General features: G+C 66.4%; 17 protein-coding genes. 8 read left to right on the top strand and 9 right to left on the bottom strand.

From position 1 onward, the window contains the following. Positions 1 to 41 precede the first annotated feature (41 nt). Together DB30_RS10660 and DB30_RS10655 are read right to left on the bottom strand one after the other, a co-directional pair. Entirely contained in the window at positions 42 to 650 is a 609-nt protein-coding gene (locus tag DB30_RS10660) for a DUF3224 domain-containing protein (RefSeq protein WP_052548287.1), read from the bottom strand. Between the two features lie 173 nt (positions 651 to 823). Beyond that, positions 824 to 2,446, bottom strand: coding sequence for an ABC-F family ATP-binding cassette domain-containing protein (locus DB30_RS10655; RefSeq protein ID WP_052548286.1), 1,623 nt, complete (start codon positions 2,444 to 2,446; stop codon positions 824 to 826). A 243-nt stretch (positions 2,447 to 2,689) separates the two neighbouring features. On the opposite strand from DB30_RS10655, the gene DB30_RS10650 reads away from it, so the two are divergent. Then, positions 2,690 to 3,163 carry a CBS domain-containing protein gene (locus tag DB30_RS10650; RefSeq protein WP_052548285.1) on the top strand — a complete coding sequence of 158 codons (474 nt, stop codon included), beginning with the start codon at positions 2,690 to 2,692 and terminating at the stop codon, positions 3,161 to 3,163. Between the two features lie 4 nt (positions 3,164 to 3,167). Here DB30_RS10650 and DB30_RS10645 read toward each other — a convergent pair whose 3' ends face one another. The 3 genes from DB30_RS10645 to DB30_RS10635 form a co-directional block, all read right to left on the bottom strand. Further along, positions 3,168 to 3,980, bottom strand: coding sequence for an alpha/beta fold hydrolase (locus DB30_RS10645; RefSeq protein WP_146658469.1), 813 nt, complete (start codon positions 3,978 to 3,980; stop codon positions 3,168 to 3,170). A 221-nt stretch (positions 3,981 to 4,201) separates the two neighbouring features. After that, the gene (locus DB30_RS10640; RefSeq protein WP_052548283.1) at positions 4,202 to 5,038 is read right to left on the bottom strand and encodes a hypothetical protein; all 837 of its coding nucleotides are present in this window, start codon (positions 5,036 to 5,038) and stop codon (positions 4,202 to 4,204) included. A gap of 10 nt (positions 5,039 to 5,048) precedes the next feature. Further along, on the bottom strand, positions 5,049 to 5,942 hold the full coding sequence (locus DB30_RS10635) for a serine/threonine protein kinase (RefSeq protein WP_052548282.1): 894 nt from the start codon (positions 5,940 to 5,942) through the stop codon (positions 5,049 to 5,051). A gap of 142 nt (positions 5,943 to 6,084) precedes the next feature. Here DB30_RS10635 and DB30_RS10630 point away from each other — a divergent pair, with 142 nt between their 5' ends. Both DB30_RS10630 and DB30_RS10625 read left to right on the top strand, forming a co-directional pair. Further along, entirely contained in the window at positions 6,085 to 6,225 is a 141-nt protein-coding gene (locus DB30_RS10630; protein ID WP_153258281.1) for a hypothetical protein, read from the top strand. A gap of 405 nt (positions 6,226 to 6,630) precedes the next feature. Then, positions 6,631 to 6,834, top strand: a complete 204-nt coding sequence (locus tag DB30_RS10625) for a cold-shock protein (RefSeq protein WP_052548281.1) — start codon at positions 6,631 to 6,633, stop codon at positions 6,832 to 6,834. Positions 6,835 to 6,967: 133 nt separating this feature from the next. On the opposite strand, the gene DB30_RS10620 is transcribed toward DB30_RS10625, so the two are convergent. Further along, a complete protein-coding gene (locus DB30_RS10620) occupies positions 6,968 to 8,377 on the bottom strand; it encodes a penicillin-insensitive murein endopeptidase (protein WP_165703697.1) in 1,410 nt (469 codons plus the stop codon). A gap of 240 nt (positions 8,378 to 8,617) precedes the next feature. Between DB30_RS10620 and DB30_RS10615 the strand changes: the two genes are divergently transcribed. The 3 genes from DB30_RS10615 to DB30_RS10605 are packed head-to-tail and all read left to right on the top strand — an operon-like array spanning position 8,618 to position 10,416. Continuing rightward, positions 8,618 to 9,085: a hypothetical protein gene (locus DB30_RS10615; RefSeq protein ID WP_052548279.1), complete on the top strand. Its 468-nt coding sequence runs from the start codon at positions 8,618 to 8,620 to the stop codon at positions 9,083 to 9,085. A 3-nt stretch (positions 9,086 to 9,088) separates the two neighbouring features. After that, positions 9,089 to 9,664 (top strand): MotA/TolQ/ExbB proton channel family protein, encoded by a 576-nt coding sequence (locus DB30_RS10610; RefSeq protein ID WP_052548278.1) that lies wholly within the window; start codon positions 9,089 to 9,091, stop codon positions 9,662 to 9,664. 8 nt (positions 9,665 to 9,672) lie between these two features. Then, complete coding sequence (locus DB30_RS10605) at positions 9,673 to 10,416, top strand: hypothetical protein (protein WP_052548277.1); 744 nt, start codon at positions 9,673 to 9,675, stop codon at positions 10,414 to 10,416. An 18-nt stretch (positions 10,417 to 10,434) separates the two neighbouring features. On the opposite strand, the gene DB30_RS10600 is transcribed toward DB30_RS10605, so the two are convergent. Further along, positions 10,435 to 11,802 carry an FAD-dependent oxidoreductase gene (locus DB30_RS10600; RefSeq protein ID WP_052548276.1) on the bottom strand — a complete coding sequence of 456 codons (1,368 nt, stop codon included), beginning with the start codon at positions 11,800 to 11,802 and terminating at the stop codon, positions 10,435 to 10,437. A 324-nt stretch (positions 11,803 to 12,126) separates the two neighbouring features. Then, positions 12,127 to 12,684, bottom strand: a complete 558-nt coding sequence (def, locus tag DB30_RS10595) for a peptide deformylase (protein ID WP_052548275.1) — start codon at positions 12,682 to 12,684, stop codon at positions 12,127 to 12,129. A 326-nt stretch (positions 12,685 to 13,010) separates the two neighbouring features. On the opposite strand from def, the gene DB30_RS10590 reads away from it, so the two are divergent. Both DB30_RS10590 and DB30_RS10585 read left to right on the top strand, forming a co-directional pair. Next, positions 13,011 to 14,090, top strand: coding sequence for an Mrp/NBP35 family ATP-binding protein (locus DB30_RS10590; RefSeq protein WP_052548341.1), 1,080 nt, complete (start codon positions 13,011 to 13,013; stop codon positions 14,088 to 14,090). 239 nt (positions 14,091 to 14,329) lie between these two features. Next, entirely contained in the window at positions 14,330 to 14,998 is a 669-nt protein-coding gene (locus DB30_RS10585) for a hypothetical protein (protein WP_146658465.1), read from the top strand. A 19-nt stretch (positions 14,999 to 15,017) separates the two neighbouring features. On the opposite strand, the gene DB30_RS10580 is transcribed toward DB30_RS10585, so the two are convergent. Further along, entirely contained in the window at positions 15,018 to 16,469 is a 1,452-nt protein-coding gene (locus DB30_RS10580) for a flavin-containing monooxygenase (RefSeq protein WP_052548273.1), read from the bottom strand. Positions 16,470 to 16,555 lie beyond the last annotated feature (86 nt).

Raw genomic sequence — 16,555 nt, 5'->3', positions numbered from 1 at the left:
ATCGCCCGTTGCCCCCGAATGCCCCGGATGCCCCCGGATGACTAATCGAACTCGACCGCGCCGCTGTAGGTGCCGCCTACCCCGGTGACGCCGTCGAGGCTGATGGTCCCGTCTAGACCCTCGAGCTCGCCAGTGCACGACCCGCCGTCGATCACGAGATCGCCAAGCGCGTTCCCCTGCGCGTCGATCTCGCCCTCGAAGCTGAAGTCGAAGCTGCCCTCGCCACCGAGCACCGCCCCGCTCCAACTGCCAGCGCTCGAGAAGGACTCGGGGGCCGGCTGATCGCAAGGCCCGTAGTGCTCGATATAAAACTCGCAGTCGGTGAAGCTGCCGTCGAAGTCCCCGGTGAAGCTGAAGGTCGCCGGGAGCAAGAGCACACACAGGTCGGGGGTCTCTTGGCTGGCCCAGGTCGGCGGGCCCATGCTAACGACGCCGAACGACCCATCGACCGCGAGCGGGTGGTTGTGGTGGCCGTGACCCTTGCCGTGCCCCTTGCCCTTACCGTGACCCTTGCCCTTGCCGTGACCCTTGCCCTTGCCGTGACCCTTGGCCTGGGCATCGGGGGTCGTGGTGACCAGGCCCACGAAGCCGACCAAGGTCAGCCCAGAGAAAATGATCGCGACTTTGGACGAGAGAGATCGAAGGTTCACGAACGGAAAGCTAACACCCAACATCGATTCGGCACACTGAGTTTTTGCCAGCACTCGCCGAATGCGCTCATTTTGTCGGACATGTCGGCAGATGCCAGCATGGGCGCAATCGAGGTACCCGCATTACTGCGCGCAGCGCTTGATTCGAGACTAGACGGACCTATAGTCATTCCTCAGCGAGCACCGGGTGCCTCGTGCTGGGCCTGCGCGACGTACTCGACGTATCCACCGCCGTAGCTGCGCGGCCCCTCCGGGGTCAGCTCGAGCACGCGATTGGACAGCTTCGCCAAGAAGGTTCGATCGTGCGAGACAAACACCATCGTGCCCTCGAAGTCAGCGAGCGCCCGAACCAACATCTGCTTGGTGTCCAGATCCAGGTGGTTGGTGGGCTCATCGAGAACCAAGAAATTTGGCGGCACGTAGAGCATCTTGGCCAGCACGACCCGCGCCTTCTCCCCACCCGAGAGCACCCGGCACGGCTTCTCTACGTCGTCACCCGAGAACCCAAACGCCCCCAACAAGGTGCGCAGCGACCCCTGCGAGGCTTGGGGGTGCTCGGCTTGCAGGGCCTCGAGCACGGTCTGGGTGGGATCGAGCAGCTCCATCGCGTGCTGTGCGTAGTAGCCAAGCTTGACGCTGGCGCCGATCGTCACGGTCCCCGCATCTGGCTCGGTCCGTCCGGTGATCAGCTTGAGCAGCGTCGACTTGCCCGCGCCGTTGATGCCCATGATCGCCCAGCGCTCGAGCCGGCGGACCGCGAACGTGAACCCCGCGTAGATCGGCGCGGCGCTGCCGTAGCGCTTGTCGACGTCCGCGAAGGTGACCACGTCGTTGCCCGAGCGGGGCGGCTTTGAGAACTCGAAGTCGACGATCTTGCGCGAGCGCGGCGGATCCAATTTTTCGATCTTGTCGAGCTTTTTGACCCGCGACTGGACCTGCGCAGCGTGGCTGGCCCGCGCCGCGAACCGTGCGATGAACGCCCGCTCCTTGGCCAGCGCGGCCTGCTGTCGGGCATATTGGGCCTCGTGTTGGGCGGCCGCGAGATCCCGCTGTTGCTCGTAGAAGTCGTAGCTGCCGGTGTAGGTCGTGAGCTCGCCGCCGTCGATCTCGACGATCTTGGTGACCAAGCGATTGAGCAGCTCGCGGTCGTGCGAAGTCATGACCAGGGCCCCAGCGAAGCCGCGCAAGAACCCCTCCAGCCACAGGATGGACTCGATGTCGAGGTGGTTGGTGGGCTCGTCGAGCAACAAGATGTCGGGTCGCATCAACAGGATCCGCGCCAGCGCCACCCGCATCTTCCAGCCACCCGAGAGCTTGGCCACGTCATCCGCGATCCGGTCCGGCGTGAACCCAAGCCCGGCCAGGATCTCATGCGCGCGCGGCTCGAGCTCATAGCCACCGAGCGCGTCATAACGGGGCTGGACCTCGCCGTAGCGAGTGACCAGGCCGTCGAGCTCGGCTTGTCGGTCCGGGTCGGCCATCGCCTGCTCGAGCTCGCGCAGCTCCGCGGCGAGGACCGAGACCTCACCCGCGCCAGCCATGGTCTCGGCCAGCACCGACCGTCCGCCCATCTCCGCGACGTCCTGATCGAAATAGCCGATCGTCAGGTTCTTCTCGACCGAGACGACGCCATCGTCAGGCTGGTCCTCGCCCACGATCAGCCGAAAGATCGTGGACTTGCCCGCCCCGTTCGGTCCGACCAGGCCGACCTTCTCACCGCGAAACACGCTCATCGACGCGTCGACGTAGAGGAGCTGCGAGCCGTAGCGCTTGGAGATGTTGTCGAGGCTGATCACGCGGGCGGACCCTAACCGAAGCGACGCGCTGACCAAATATGGACGGTGATCGCGTGGAGCAGTACGCGCAGCGCCCAGCCCCTCGGTCCGCGGTCGCCTTGCGAAGCTCGAGCCCCGCCGAGGTCGTCATCGATCGCGTCGCCGTTGTCAGTGGCCGCCACGCGCTCGCGCTGAACCGGTTCAGAAACCATCTACTGCAAAGTTTTCGCGGGAGTGCTGGCTTTCGTTACCTAAGCTGAGCACATGCGAGCCCTTCAAATCCCCAAGGTCTCCGAGGTGATGACCCAAAAGGTGTTTGCGGTCGGGCCGGACACCAGCCTCGAGACAGCGGCCCGGTTGTTCGCCCAAAAGCACGTCAGCGGGGCGCCAGTCGTCAATGCCGCTGGTGAGGTCGTGGGGGTAGTGAGCGCGTCCGACCTCATCGACCCCGATCGCGATCGCGGCGCGGTGATCGGCAATGCCCACTACTACTCGCTCGAGAACGGGCACGCCCTCGAGTTTGGGGATCCAACGGTCGGCCGCGACGGCACCGTGCGCGAGGTCATGACACCCAACGTACTGAGGATCGGGCCCGAGCAGAGCATCGTCGAGGCCGGTCGCATGATGGTGTCGCAGGCCGTGCACCGGTTGCTCGTGACCGATGACAAGCACGTGCTCGTGGGCATCGTGTCCGTCATGGACTTGGTCCGGGGCTTCGTCCAGACCGACGCTGGCTGAGCGCTCAGCTTGGTCGCAGCAAAGCGGCGTTGCGGCGCACCACCTGCCCGTCCAGCACCGGGATCCCGTGTGCCACCCCCGGCAGCACCTCGAGCCGCGCGCGACGAATCTTGGCCGCCAGGATCTCGCTGTTGCGGGCCGGCACCAGCCGATCTTCGTCGCCCGTCACGATCTGCGCAGGCACGCTGATCCGGCCAAGCCGCCCGCCCGTCGAGTGCGTGCCGATCGCTCCAAACTGGCCAAGAAAGGTCCGCCGCGTCGGCGGCTGTTCGCGCATCAGATCAAACCACCCCGACAGCAGCGAACGCGCGTTGCGCAGCTCGGAGTCTGGCAGGATCAAGCGCGCGAACGGCTCGATCTCCCCGCGGCGCAGCAGCGACGAGCCAAACAGATCACCGAGCGTCCGCAGGCCCGGCAGCTTGCCGTGCGGCAGCCCCGGCGTGGTCGCCATCAACACCAAGCCCGCGACCCGCTCTGGATGCCGCAGCGCGACGTGCTGGGCGATCATGCCGCCCATCGAGATCCCCGCGAGCACGGCCTTGCGAACGCCGGCAGCGTCGAGCACCGCCGCGACGTCGTCGGCCATGTCGCCCATCGTCCACGGTCGCGTGGGCATGTCGCTGCGACCGACCCCCCGGTTGTCGGGCACCAACACATGCCACGGAAGCTCCGGGTCCGAGGCCAGCTCCGCTGGCATCTGAAACCAAAACCGACCGTCGAGCATCAGGCCCTGAATCAACACAATCGTTGGATTCGCCCGCGAGCCGTACTCTTGAAAGTGGACGCGGTGCTCACCAGATCCCGTAGCGAAAGGCACCGGGCATGTGTAGGAGAGCCCTGCGTGCTTGGCAACCGCGGGCGCGGCTACGCGCTAGGAGCCCGTGGTGCAATGCATCGCGTCGCCTCGCGCCGGGATTTTCGTCGAGATTGAGGAGCCGAAACGCACCTGTACCGGGCGTACTGGAAGTTTCGGCGACGAAGAGCTCGGCGGAAAGACCAAGCGAGGCGGCGTGAGGCGTTGCACCACGGGCTCCTAGGCTAGAACCGTCCAGCGACGCCGAAGCTGACCCCGCCGCGGGTCGGCGCCAGGGTGGGCACCACGCTCAGGAAGGTCGACTGGCGCCAGCTCCGATAGCGATCGCGCTGGATCATCCCCGTCGTCACGCCAACGATCCCAAACACGGCCCCAGCCGCGCCGATCCCAAACAAGGTCGGCGTCAACGGCCGATCAAAGGCCCCAGGCTCGCGGGCCTGGACGCCCGCCGCGATCAACGTGACCCCGCCGACCACGAAGCTCATCGTTCCGGCCACGAGCAGGCCGTTGCCGGACGGCCGCGACTTGGCCTGGGTGTACGTCTTCCAGTCGTTGAAGTTGGCGCGCGCCCGAGCCCCGCGGACCAGCAGGTAGGTACCCACGCCAATGCACGCGAGCCCGAGCGGCACGAAGGTCGAGGCCACGAAGCGAGGGTTGCCGTCGGTCCGCGCGGCCTCGACGACCACCGCAGAGCCCGCCGCGAGACCCAGGCCGATCGTCAGGCTCCCCGCCACCAGCCGACCCGCGCCGCTTGGCGGCGGCGGCGGTGGTGGCAGCGGTGGCGGCTGCATCACGGTGTCCCACGGCTCCGCCAGTTCAGTGGGCGATACGGGCTCGGGCGCGGGCTGGAGCTCGGGCAGCCGCGGACGCTCGGGGGGCGGCGTGATCTGGACGGGCTCGATCCCACGGTCGAGGCTACGCGGCTCGCTCGCCGCATCGCTTGGCGTGGGCGCGTAGATCACCCCCTCGTCGGTTGCCCCTCCCGGGCCGGGCGAGGGAGCGCCAACAAACAGCGCACCGAGCTCCAAGGCGAGCTCCAAGGCGAGCACCAAGGCGAGCATGGTAGCGAGGCTACCCGATCTCCGCGCGCACGCCCGCCGCGGTGATCGCCGCGTGGATGTCTCGCCAGAACTCGAGCGCCGTCGGTGTGCGCTCGGCCGCGCACGGGTTGAGGGCCCGCGCCAACGGCGGGCCGTAGATCGAGTCGAGCGAGCGGGCCAGCCGCTGCGGCTCACCAGCGAGGATCTGCTCGCGGTTGAACCTGAGGATCTGCCCATACACCACACACATGAAGGTCAGCGCCGCGTGATAGATGTCGACGCGACGATCGATCGGCCCGAACCGGGCTGGATCGATCGCCTCGGGCGGGAGCATCCAGCGGGCCAGCTCGGACCCGTGTGGGCGAATGCTGCCCTCCATGCGCGAGATCCCAAAGTCGCCGAGCTTGAAGCCGATCACCGGCTCGCGGGCCTCGTCGAAGGGATCCTTGGTCGCGCTCACGAACACGTTGCCAACGTGGATGTCCTTGTGCACCCAGCCAGCCCGATGAATGTAGGCGGTTGCCTGCAGCAGATCCCGAGCCATCTGCGGGAGCCACAGCTCGCTCGCCACGTGCAGCTCGGCCGAGAGCGGATACAGGCACTTCTCGATGATGAGGTAGAACAGGTTGTGATAGACGAACGCGTCGTGGATATACGTAATGCTGGGATGCCGCATGGTCGTGAGCACGGCGGCCTCCCGCTGCCAGCGATCCGCGACCTGTTGGAACGAGCCCATCGGCTTGAGCACCTTCGCGACTAATTCGTTGCCCCAGTCGTCGGTGCAGTCGTAGACGATGCCGTAGTAGCCCTGGCCGATCGGCGCGCCAATGTAGTAGTTCGCGTGGTCGCGTCGGACCGCCTCCCCCGCGTCGGGGAACACGTAGTGGACGGGCTCGGGGTTGGGCTGGGGCGGGGTCTCGCTCATGCGGCTGGCGGTCGCACTCTAGCAAACCTGTCCTCAGACCCCCACGCAGTCCTGACAACCACGCATCACCGGATCCACGCGGGGCTCGATGACCATGACCGAGTGGGCGATGGTCTGACCGAGTGGGCGATGGTCATCGCCTTTGTCGACCGTTGCCGGCCCACTCGGACCGCTTGCAGGCGCCCTGGTCGGATCGCTGGCTGGGTGGCTTGGCGTCAGCGCGCTGCTGCTCGCTATCATGGTCGCGGACGAGTGCCGCTTGCTCGCGGCGCCGCCCGAGTGAGGCGGTGGCGGTCGCTACACCCGCCTCGTCGGTGGGCGACCGCCGACATCCGGCGAGTTTGCCGCAGCACACGTTGACGCACGCGGTTCCGAGCGGTCACGGTCGAGGGCGCGCCACCGTGGTCCGACGCTATAGGGGAGAACACGGGTGCTCGTTCGAGTAGAACCGGACAATTCTGCGGAATTTCCCCACCCAGAGCGCCTGTGTGTCGCCGAGATGGCCGTCACCGACAGTCTCGCGCGGCCAAAAGCGCAACGAGCGCGCGCCTCGGCGCCAACGGCAGCCGCCGCGGCGCCATCGACGAGAGTGGACACGCGCCCTCAATTCACGTACACGCCTCCCTCGCAAGGTCCGTGCCCCTTGGGTGGCGAAGGCGTTGCGAGACACTCTTTCAGGAAAACAAAAATGGCAGAAGGTACGATCAAGCGTCTCACGGACAAGGGCTTCGGATTCATCGACACTGGTACGGGCAAAGACATGTTCTTCCACATGTCCAACGTCGAGGGCGCCCGCTTCGATGAGCTCCGCGAAGGCCAGAAGGTTACTTTCAACGCGGGTGAAGGCCCCAAGGGCCCCCGCGCCGAAAACGTTCGCGTCCTCGAAGGCTGAGGATCCGAAAGGCGCTGATGCGCTTTAAAGAAGGGCCGATTCGTCGGCCCTTTTTTATTGGTTGCTAGGAGCCCGTCCCATGGACACAGGAAGCGCCTCAGCTCGGGGCCGAGCTGAGGCCCAGGCAAGCCCGCTACTTCCGAAAGCGCACGTGGAAGTGGTTCACGTGGCCTTTGGAGTGGCGGATGATCCCGTGCCCACGACCCTTGCCGCGCGGGTATTGGAACAGCTCGTCCAGCGTGTCGCTCGACACGCCCTTCTTCTGGGCGTGCTCGTACAGCAGCTTCTGGACCGAGTAATCCATGAAAATGTACTTGATCTCGTCCGTGTTCAAGAACGCCTGGATCAGATCCCAGGTCCGCGCGACGTCGAGGTTGTTTGCGTTGACGGCGACGAACTTGGTCTCGTCGGCCTTGTCGCCCTTGAGCACGTAGCCCATGTCGACGTCCTTGCCGTGCTGGTGGCTGCGGTGCGGCGGGAACTTGCCGCCGCCCTTCTTGGAGATGTCGCCAACGTGGATCTTTGGCGAGCTGCGCCACACGTTACGGTACGATGAGATCGCAGTCTGGATCAGCCGCACGGTGTCCCCAGTGCCCCACGCCAGGCCCGGGTTCTTGACCACGTAGTACTTGCCCGAGGGCATCTGCACGCCGCTTGGGAGCACGCCGGTGTCATCGTCGAAGCCGCCAAAGCCGGGCAGGATCGAGCCCTCTTTGTAGACGACCAGCGTCTTGCCGACCTTGAGATCGTTGGCGTCTTTGAGCTTGCCGCGCTGAAACCCGAGCAGCTCGCCGGTCGTGAGCCCGTACTTCTCGGCGATGTCCCCCAGCGTGTCGCCCGAGCGCACCGTGTACTCGAACTTGGTTCGCTCGCGCGGGGCGATCTCCGGACACACGCGCAGCTTCTGCCCCACGCTGAGCAGGTTGGCGTTGGACCGGAGCGAGCTGTTGAGCTTGATCAAGTCGCCGCGCCGAACCCCGTAGCGACCGGCGATCTCGCCAAGGTGCTCGCCCGGCACGACCACGTGGGTGTGCAGCGGCGTGCGGTAGCCACAGGTCTTGCTGTTCTTGGTCTTCTTGGTCTCGAGGCAGATCAGCAGCTCTTGCCCGACCCTGAGCGAGTTCGGGTTTTTCTTCAGCGACGCGTTGCGCGAGATCACCGTGTCGGTGCTGACGTCGTACTGGGCCGCGATACCGCTGAGCGTGTCGCCGGAGCTGACCTCGTGGGTAGCGATGGTCTTGCCGCCGCCGCAGGACTTGCCGCTGCCGCTCGACTTCGACTTTGACTTTGACGAGCCCGAGTCGGCGTTTGGGTTGGGCAAGCAGATCTTCAGCTTCTGGCCCTCGCGGATCTTGTTGGGGTCGAGGCCGGGGTTGGAGCGCTCGATCGAGCGCTGGCTGACCCCGTGCTTGACCGCGATCCCGCTGAGCGTCTGACCGCTCGCTATCTCGTGCTCGATCATCTCGCCACCGTCTGGACAGCCACCCGCGCTCACGAGGCTCGGTGCCACGAACGGCGCCGCGAGGCCGACGACAAAGCCCACAATGAGTCCCAATCGGACGCGCACCCGGATTGACTCGCATGAGCGCGAGGCGATCGCAAGAGCCCGGACAGGGCTCTCAGTGGCTGTTCTCGGGGTTTGGACCGCGACTGAATACACACGAGGCTCGGTGCGTCGCCCGCCAATTCGCGCCGAATCGCACGCGCGGCGCGTTTGACTCCAGGAGAACCGTCCGGCCCGATCGGTTGATCTAGTTCGGCCTTCGGGTGATCTTCGCCGCGCATGGCCGAGAAGCAAGAGCGCAAGCGCAAGGGTAGTGGCGGGAGGACGACCGTGCTCGGCGCGTTGCTGGCGGTCGTCACACTCGTCGCCCTGTGGCTGTCGGACTGTATCCCCGGCTTCGGGATCGGCTCGTCAGGAGACGCCGAAGGTGACGCGGACCAAGCCGAGCCCGCGCAGCCGGCCGAGCCCGAGCAGGTCACCCCGCCCGAGCCCGAGCCCGAGCCCGAGCCGCCAGCGCCCGAGTCGGCGGCCAACAAGACCCTGAAGATCACGATCGACGTGCACGGCTGCTCGATCGACGGCGCGCCCGCCAGCGATTGTGCGAGCGTGTGCGAGCGCGGCGAGCTGTTCGAAGGGGTCGACGACGCGATCCTCGACGTCAAAGAAGCATCGCATGGATCGGTCATCGCCATGACCGACTGCTTGAAATCCAAGGGCATCGAGAAGGTCGCGATCAACCGCGAGTAGCCAATGGGGATCTCGACCCTCTTTGATCCACTCTCGGTGTTGGTGCTCATTGCCGTGCTGGGCATGACCGGCACCTCGGCGCTGTGGTTTCGTCAGGGTCAGCAAGCCTTCGACCAGGTCGTTGGCGCGCTCGGGATCCTGCGTCGCGTCGCGGCCCAGCTCGCGGCTGACCACCCAATTCGCAAGCGGCTCGAGGCCGCACCGGTCGTGGATCTGAGCTTCGAAGAGATCACCCGCCTGATGAGCGGGGACACGAGCGAGCCTGCCGCCCGCGCGATCGTCCGGCTCAACGAGCGGATCGGCTGGATCGAGCGCTTCGCTCAATTCGCCGTCCACCTGGGCATCCTCGGCACCGTGTTCGCGCTGGTCAGCTCGGATCCAACCGATCTGGTCGGCTTCCGCGCGCGCCTGCCGACTGCTCTGGGGACCACGTTCTGGGGGCTGATCGGCGCGCTCATGCTGTCGGCGGTCGCCGGCACCTGCGAGAGCCTGATCGAGCGCGCGCGCCTGCACGTTCGCATGGCCCTGCTCGAGGGGCTCGAGCAGCGACCCGAGCAAGTCGCCAAACCACTCGACTGAGCGACCTCATGCGCAGGCGCAACATCGACATGCTCCCGCTGCTCGACGTGTTCATGGTCGTGCTGTTCGTGTTCGCAACCATCCAAGAGAGCGAGCTCGACAGCACCGCCCACGAGATCGAACAGCTGGAGGCCGAGCTGGTCGAGGCCCAAGCGATCGCGGCCGCCGAAGCTGCCCGCGCCGCCACGCAGGCCGCCCAGCTCGAGGTCCAAGCGCAGCATGAGAAGCGTGCCGCCCAGCTCGAGGCCGAGCTCGCCAACTACCAGCGCGCTTGTGGCCCGCGCCTGCCCGGCGATCCGCTGTGCCCTGCCGCGGATCCGCAGCGGCGCGAGCAGGCCGAGACCGCGGTGATGCAAGATCAGCTGCTGGCCAACATCGCCGTGTTTCAAATTGAGATCGCCGGCGAGGTCGACCTCGAGTCCGGCCGCGTGATCAACCACTGCTGCTTTCGCGCTGATCCGCCGCAGGGCGAGTGGCGTCGCTGCGGCGAGGTGCCGTACTCGCGGCTCGCCCAGTCCGATTGGTTTGACGAGGGCGCCGACGGCCTCCGCGAGAGCCTCAAGCAGACCCGCGAGGGCTACGCGATCATCTTGTTGCAGCAGGACAAGCCGGCCAGCTATCAGCTGACCAAGGACTTCGCGCAGCTGCTGCAATCGCGGTTGCGCGACCACTACGTGTACGACAACGGGGTCGCGAGTGGACAGCTGCAGTGTCCGCTGCTCGCCCGCGAGCCCGCGGCCCCGCAGCCGTGACGGCCCAACTCATGAGACTCACGAGCCAGAACGCCGCAGCCCCGAGAGCTCGGCGGCGACGGAGAGTTCACGCGTGGCGGTGGGACGCTGCTGCGCGGGCGCCCGTTCGCGGCGGCCGAACAGCACGGGCCACAATACCCGCGGACGAAACAACCTCGACGCGGGACTCACGAATTGCATGACCTCGGTGAGGGTCCGGTAGACCTCGAGATCGTGGGCTGAGAGAGCGACCACGCGGTTGAGGTATCGGTGCATCAGCGCGGCTCCCAGAGACACCTCTTGATGACTCTCGGGCCAGCAGAAGGCTTCTGTCGATGTCATCTGCCACGGCACGTCCGTCACCCGTGCGATCCGACGCTGCATGCGAGCCGTTCGTTGGCCGGGCCGCAGCTGGCTGAGCAGCTCGGCCTGCATCGCGGCTGTGGTCATGCCTTGTCCAAAGCTCGGGTCGAAGCTGCACAGGGCGTCGCCCATGACCAAGTACCCGGCCGGTAGCCGCTGCATCCCAGCGTAGTTGCGCCGCAGCTGGTAGGGCATCGTGTGTTGGCGCAGCTCCCCGATCAAGCTGGAGCGCGAGAGCAACGCGTGTAGCTGCGGCTCCGCCAGCGTCTTGGCCCACTGCACAAAGCCAGCGAGATCCAGCGGCGCCCGATCCCCGTGGTAGCCAAACAGCGTCACCATCATGCGACCGCCCTCGACGCGAAGGCCGATCCCGCCGCGGTGGTTGTTGGGCGCCTGGGGGTAGATCATCACCCCGTCGGGGTAGTGACCGCCGTGCAGGTCAAACAGACCGGACACGTAGGTCATCCCAATCTCGACCCGCTGCTCCTCGACTTCGCCGTAGCCCCACGCGGCGAGCCACTTCGAAGAGCTCGAGCCGCGGCCAAGCGCATCGACGACCAGATCGGCCTCGAGCACGGTCCCGTCACGCAAGCGCACACCTTGGACGCGGCCACGCCGGACGCCGCCCCAGACACCACCTCCAAGCTCGCCCCGCTCATGGATGGGCGCCTCGACCGGGCAGTCGAACCGCAACTCCACGTTGCCCCGCGCGGCCAGTGAATCGCGCAGACGCGACTCGAGGAGCGGACGGGAGACCATCCAATTGTCGATGCCGAGCCGACCACGAACACGCCACGTGCCGTGGTGGTGCCACCGAAATTTCTGACCAAAATCGCTGACGCTGGCGCCGTCGGCCAACAACGCATCGAATGCGCCTGGGAACAGCTGGGCCATGATCTGCTGGCCCCGGTGGAGCAGCGCGTGGGTGTGATGGCTCTGCGGCACCCCGCGCCGCGGCACGGGCCCCGGCAGAGCGTCACGCTCGAGCACGGTGACCTTTTCGAAGTTCTTCGCCAACGCCGCCGCGGCACACAGCCCAGTCACGCTGCCACCGATGACAATCGCGTGAGTCGCTGCCGACCTTCGATTCGACCGATCCGAGCGTTCTAGGGGTTCGCTAGACTCGTGACTGGCTTTGTCGAGGCGGCTCACGCCATCAAAGTTGCACGATGCGTGTTCCCAAGCTCATCAAAATTGCCAGAAAAAGCCCCGCTGATCGCACGAATTCAATGAGAGCAGAGTTTCCCGCACACATGACGGAATCGCTCGTCATGTGCGTATGCTTGGCTACGACCTCACCAGAGCGCGATTCACAAATAAGTATGCAGACCCGTGTGCTGCTCGCACACGGGCGCACAGTCAAAAAGCTCACTCAGCGGATGCGGACGCGCCGCGGTCCGTAGTCTCTGCGTCGTGTTGCGAATGCCAGCGCTTCATCTTGCGCTTGATCATCTCTTTTTTGACCATACCAACCAGATCGATCATCAGCTTACCGGTGAGGTGATCGTGCTCGTGCTGCAGCGCGCGCCCGAACAGCTCGTCGCCCTCGGCCTCGAACATCTCACCCTCGACGTTCATCGCCCGAAGCTTGGCCCAGCGCGGGCGCTTGACGTCAACGAACACGTCCGGGAACGACAGGCAGCCCTCCTCGGCGATCGCGAGGCCCTTGCCGGTCTCGACCACTTCGGGGTTGATGAACACCAGCGGGTCCGCGGTCTCGGAGCCCGTCGCGACCTTGCCGTCGATGATGAAGATCCGCTCGAGCCGGCCGACCTGGATGGCGGCGATGCCCGCGGCGTTGAGCGAGAACATCGTGTCGATCAGGTCGCGCACGAGCTGACGGATCTCGTCGGTGACGGCCTCGACGGAGAAGGTGTCCTCGCGCAAGCGCGGATCGGGGTACTTGACGACTTCGAGCACTGCCATGATTTGGTGGTCCAGGGTGGTCCAGCGGACGCGCGAGGGTAGCCCGAAGCCGCACCGGAGGCCAGATCACGCCGCTTCGGTGCCACCCGCGCCACGCACCGCGCGACCCAGCTCGCCCGCAAGCCGCCGGGTTCCAGCTGGCCAAGCGCGAAGGTCGGTGAGGGGGGATCGGGCCCGCTTGGAGATGGGGGTCATTCTTGCTAGGTTTTTCCGCGCTCGCGCGGCCCCATGCCCACAGGAAACCGAGTCTTCGATCCCCTTCTCAGGGGGCCAGTCATGTCCCCCCGCACAATCAACCCGCGCAGCGGCTGGATGTGGGGTTCACGATGAGCGCCACACCCGACAGCGTCCGCCAAGCACTGAGCACCGTCGAAGACCCGGCGACCGAGCGGGACCTCGTCAGCGCTCGTCAGGTCGGCGAGATCAGCGTCGGTGACTCGATCGACGTCGAGGTCGCGCTGATCTCACCGGGCTACCCGCTGCGAGGCACGCTCGAGACTCGGATCCGCGCGGCGCTCGAGCCCTTCGCCAAGCCGGTCAACATCGCGTGGGGGCTCAAGGTCCCGCGCAAGCCGCCGCGCCAGGATCTGGATCGGCTGCCCACCGTCAAGAACGTGCTCGCCGTGGCCGCGGGCAAGGGTGGCGTTGGCAAGAGCACGGTCGCGGTCAACCTCGCGATGGCGCTGCAGCGACTTGGCGCCAGCGTCGGTCTGCTCGACGCCGACATCTACGGGCCAAGCGTGCCGAAGATGATGGGCCCGGCCTCGCGCCAGTGCGACAAGAGCGTCGGCGGAGCGCGGATCATCCCAGCGCTGCACCGCGGGATCCCGGTCATGAGCGTCGACTTCTTCGTCGAGACTGGGCGCGCGGTGATCTGGCGGGGCCCGATGATCCACAAGCTGTTGCAGCAGTTCCTCGAGGACGTCGAGTGGGGCGAGCTGGACTACCTGATCATCGATCTCCCCCCGGGTACGGGCGACGCCCAGCTCTCGCTCGGGCAGCTGCTCCCAATCACGGGCGGCGTGATCGTCACGACCCCGCAAGAGGTCGCGCTGCTCGACGTGCGCAAGGCCGTGGACATGTTCAAGACCCTCGAGATCCCGCTGCTCGGGCTGATCGAGAACATGAGCCACTATCGCTGCCCCTCGTGCGGCCACGTGGATCACATCTTCAGCAGCGGCGGCGGCAAGCGGCTCGGAGAGGAGTTCAACGTGGAGCTGCTCGGCCAGCTGCCGATCGACAACACCGTCAGCGCTGGCGGTGAGACCGGGAACCCCGTGGTCAACTCGGCGCCCGACGGCGAGCACGCCAAGGTGTTTCTCGAGACGGCGGCGAAGGTCGCCCTGGTCGCCGCCAAGATGCACGCGACCGGCCCCAAGCGCAGCTCGCTGCTACGGACCGTCTAGAGCTAGAGCGCGCACCTCTTGGCCTGTCCCGGCCCTTGGGTTGCGCTGACCCAAGCCGTTGTCACCAATGATCGCTCGACGTGGGTGACGACCTCGAACTCCTCGACGCTGGCAGTCCTGGTGCAATGCCTCGCACGAGCGCAAAACAGATTGAGATCTGCCACCGTCCGTGGGACGCTGCGGCCATGACAGTTCGAAGAGGGAGTGTGGCTGACAAGGCAGCGCTTGGATTGGCCCTCATGACGCTCGGCTGCGCGTCGCGGGACAACGGCTTCACCCTCGACGATGGCGACGCCGGCGGCAGCGAGGACGCTTCGGGCGATGGCAGTGGCGATGGCGATGGCGATGGCGGTCCCTCGGGCGACACCAACACCGAGCCCAATGACGTTCCCTTCGAGCTGGTCTCCGCGAGCCTCAACGCGACGGGCCAGTTCGTGGTCCTGCGCTTCAGCGAGCCGGTCGCGCCGGTCAACGGGGTCGATCCCGCCGACTTTCGGATCAGCTTCGCCGCACTGTCCGCGCTGTGCAGCGGCAGGGATGGCTGCGTCGATCAGACCTCGTACTGGGACCCCAACTTCTTCGCCGCCACCTACATCGGCTACCAACCCTACTCGAACGCGCGCTTCGAAGTCGACCTCATCACCGCGGGCAATCAGGCGACCGATGTGTTCTTGCGCTTCGAGACCCCGCTCGACCCCGCGCTGTGTGAGTACTTCGCGCCCTACGAGGGTGAGTATGGCGCCTTGTTCGTCCACCACGCGCCCGGAAACATCCCGCTGAAGAGCAGCGACGGCGAGTCGCTCGCGGCGATCGGGCCGCAGTGGGTCGCGCAAGCCCAGCCGTTTTGGGACACCGACGGCGAGTATCCAAACCTGAACCCGAAGATCTCGATCCCGTGTCCGCCCTAGAACACCGTAGGGCGCTGGCTCACGCGTCGAGCAGGTAGTCGCCGCGATCGAACTTTGCCCGGCGCATGTACGCGTGGGTTGACCACGGCCACAGCGTCGAGTTGCGCCCGGTCTCGTCGAGGTACCAGCTCGCGCAGCCACCCGCGGTCCACACCGTGCCCTGGCCGCCGCGCTCGATCTGCTGGACATAGCGGGCCTGAACGCCAGGATCGGGCTCGACGGTCGCGGTGTCGTTGCCGTCGATCTCGCCGAGGACCCCGAGCAGCAGCTCGAGCTGGGCCTCGATCATCAAGAGCATCGAGGTGTGCCCAAGCCCGGTGTTGGGGCCGGTCAACAAGAACAAGTTGGGGAACCCGGCGACCATCGAGCCAAGGTGGGCCGTCGGGCTGCCGCGCCAGACCTCGGCCAGGCTCTCGCCGCTGCGGCCGCGCACGTACTTGGCGAAGGGCGGGTTGGCGACGTGAAAGCCGGTCGCCCAGATGATCGCGTCGAGCTCGTGGAGCTGGCCCTCGGTGTCGACGATGCCCTCGGGCACCAGCTCGCGGATCCCGGCGCTGACGAGGCTGACGTTGTCCTGGGCGAGCGCGGGGTAGTAGTCGTCGGACAGCAGCACGCGCTTGCAGCCAAAGGTGAAGTTGGGGCGCAGGCGCTCGCGCAGCTGGGGATCTTTGATCTGGTGATGCAGGTAGCGCAGCGCCTGGCGCTGGACCACGCGCATGATCCACGGGTTGCGAAACCCGAGCAGCAGGCTCTCGTGGCGGACATACAAGCCGGCGCGCATCAGCCGTTGGGTCAGCGGCACGCTCGAGAACAGCCGGCGCTCGAGCGGGCCGAACGCCCGATCCTTGCGCGGCACCACCCACGGGGCGGTGCGCTGAAACAAGCTCAGGTGGCCAACCCGCGCTTGGATCCGTGGCACGATCTGGATCGCCGAGGCGCCGGTGCCCACAACCGCGACGCGCCGGCCGTCGAGCTGCGCGTCCTCGTCCCAGCGGGCCGAGTGAAACGCCTGGCCCGCGTAGCGCTCGATCCCGCGAAACCCTGGGACCCACGGCTCGCTGAGCGCCCCCATCCCCGCGACCAACACGTCGGCGGTGAACGGCCCGCGCGAGCTGGAGAGCTGCCACCGCTTGGTGACGGGATCCCACGCCGCTTCGCGAATGGTGTGGCCAAACCGAACATGGGGCAGCACGCCAAACTCACCAGCGCAGCGGCGCACGTAGTCCAGGATCTCCGCTTGCGGAGAGAACATCCGCGACCACGCGGGGTTGGGCGCAAACGAGTAACTGTACAGCGGCGACTCTACGTCGCAGGCACAGCCGGGGTAGCGATTGTCTCGCCACACACCGCCCACTTCTTCGCCGCGCTCGAACACCACGAAGTCGTTGATGCCGGCCTGGCGCAGCCGAATCGCCGCGCCGACGCCCGAGAACCCCGCGCCAACGATCGCAATGTGGACGTGCTCGCTCATCGTACCGAGCCAGCAATCTATCAGGCCAGGTTTGCGACCGGCAACCAGCTTTGGACTTCGCGCGTGCCGTTCGCGGGTCGTCCTAC

The organism is Enhygromyxa salina, assembly GCF_000737335.2.
Lineage (GTDB): Bacteria > Myxococcota_A > Polyangia > Nannocystales > Nannocystaceae > Plesiocystis > Plesiocystis salina_C.
Note: the sequence above shows the minus strand (reverse complement) of the source record. Positions and strands in the feature narration are given on the sequence as shown.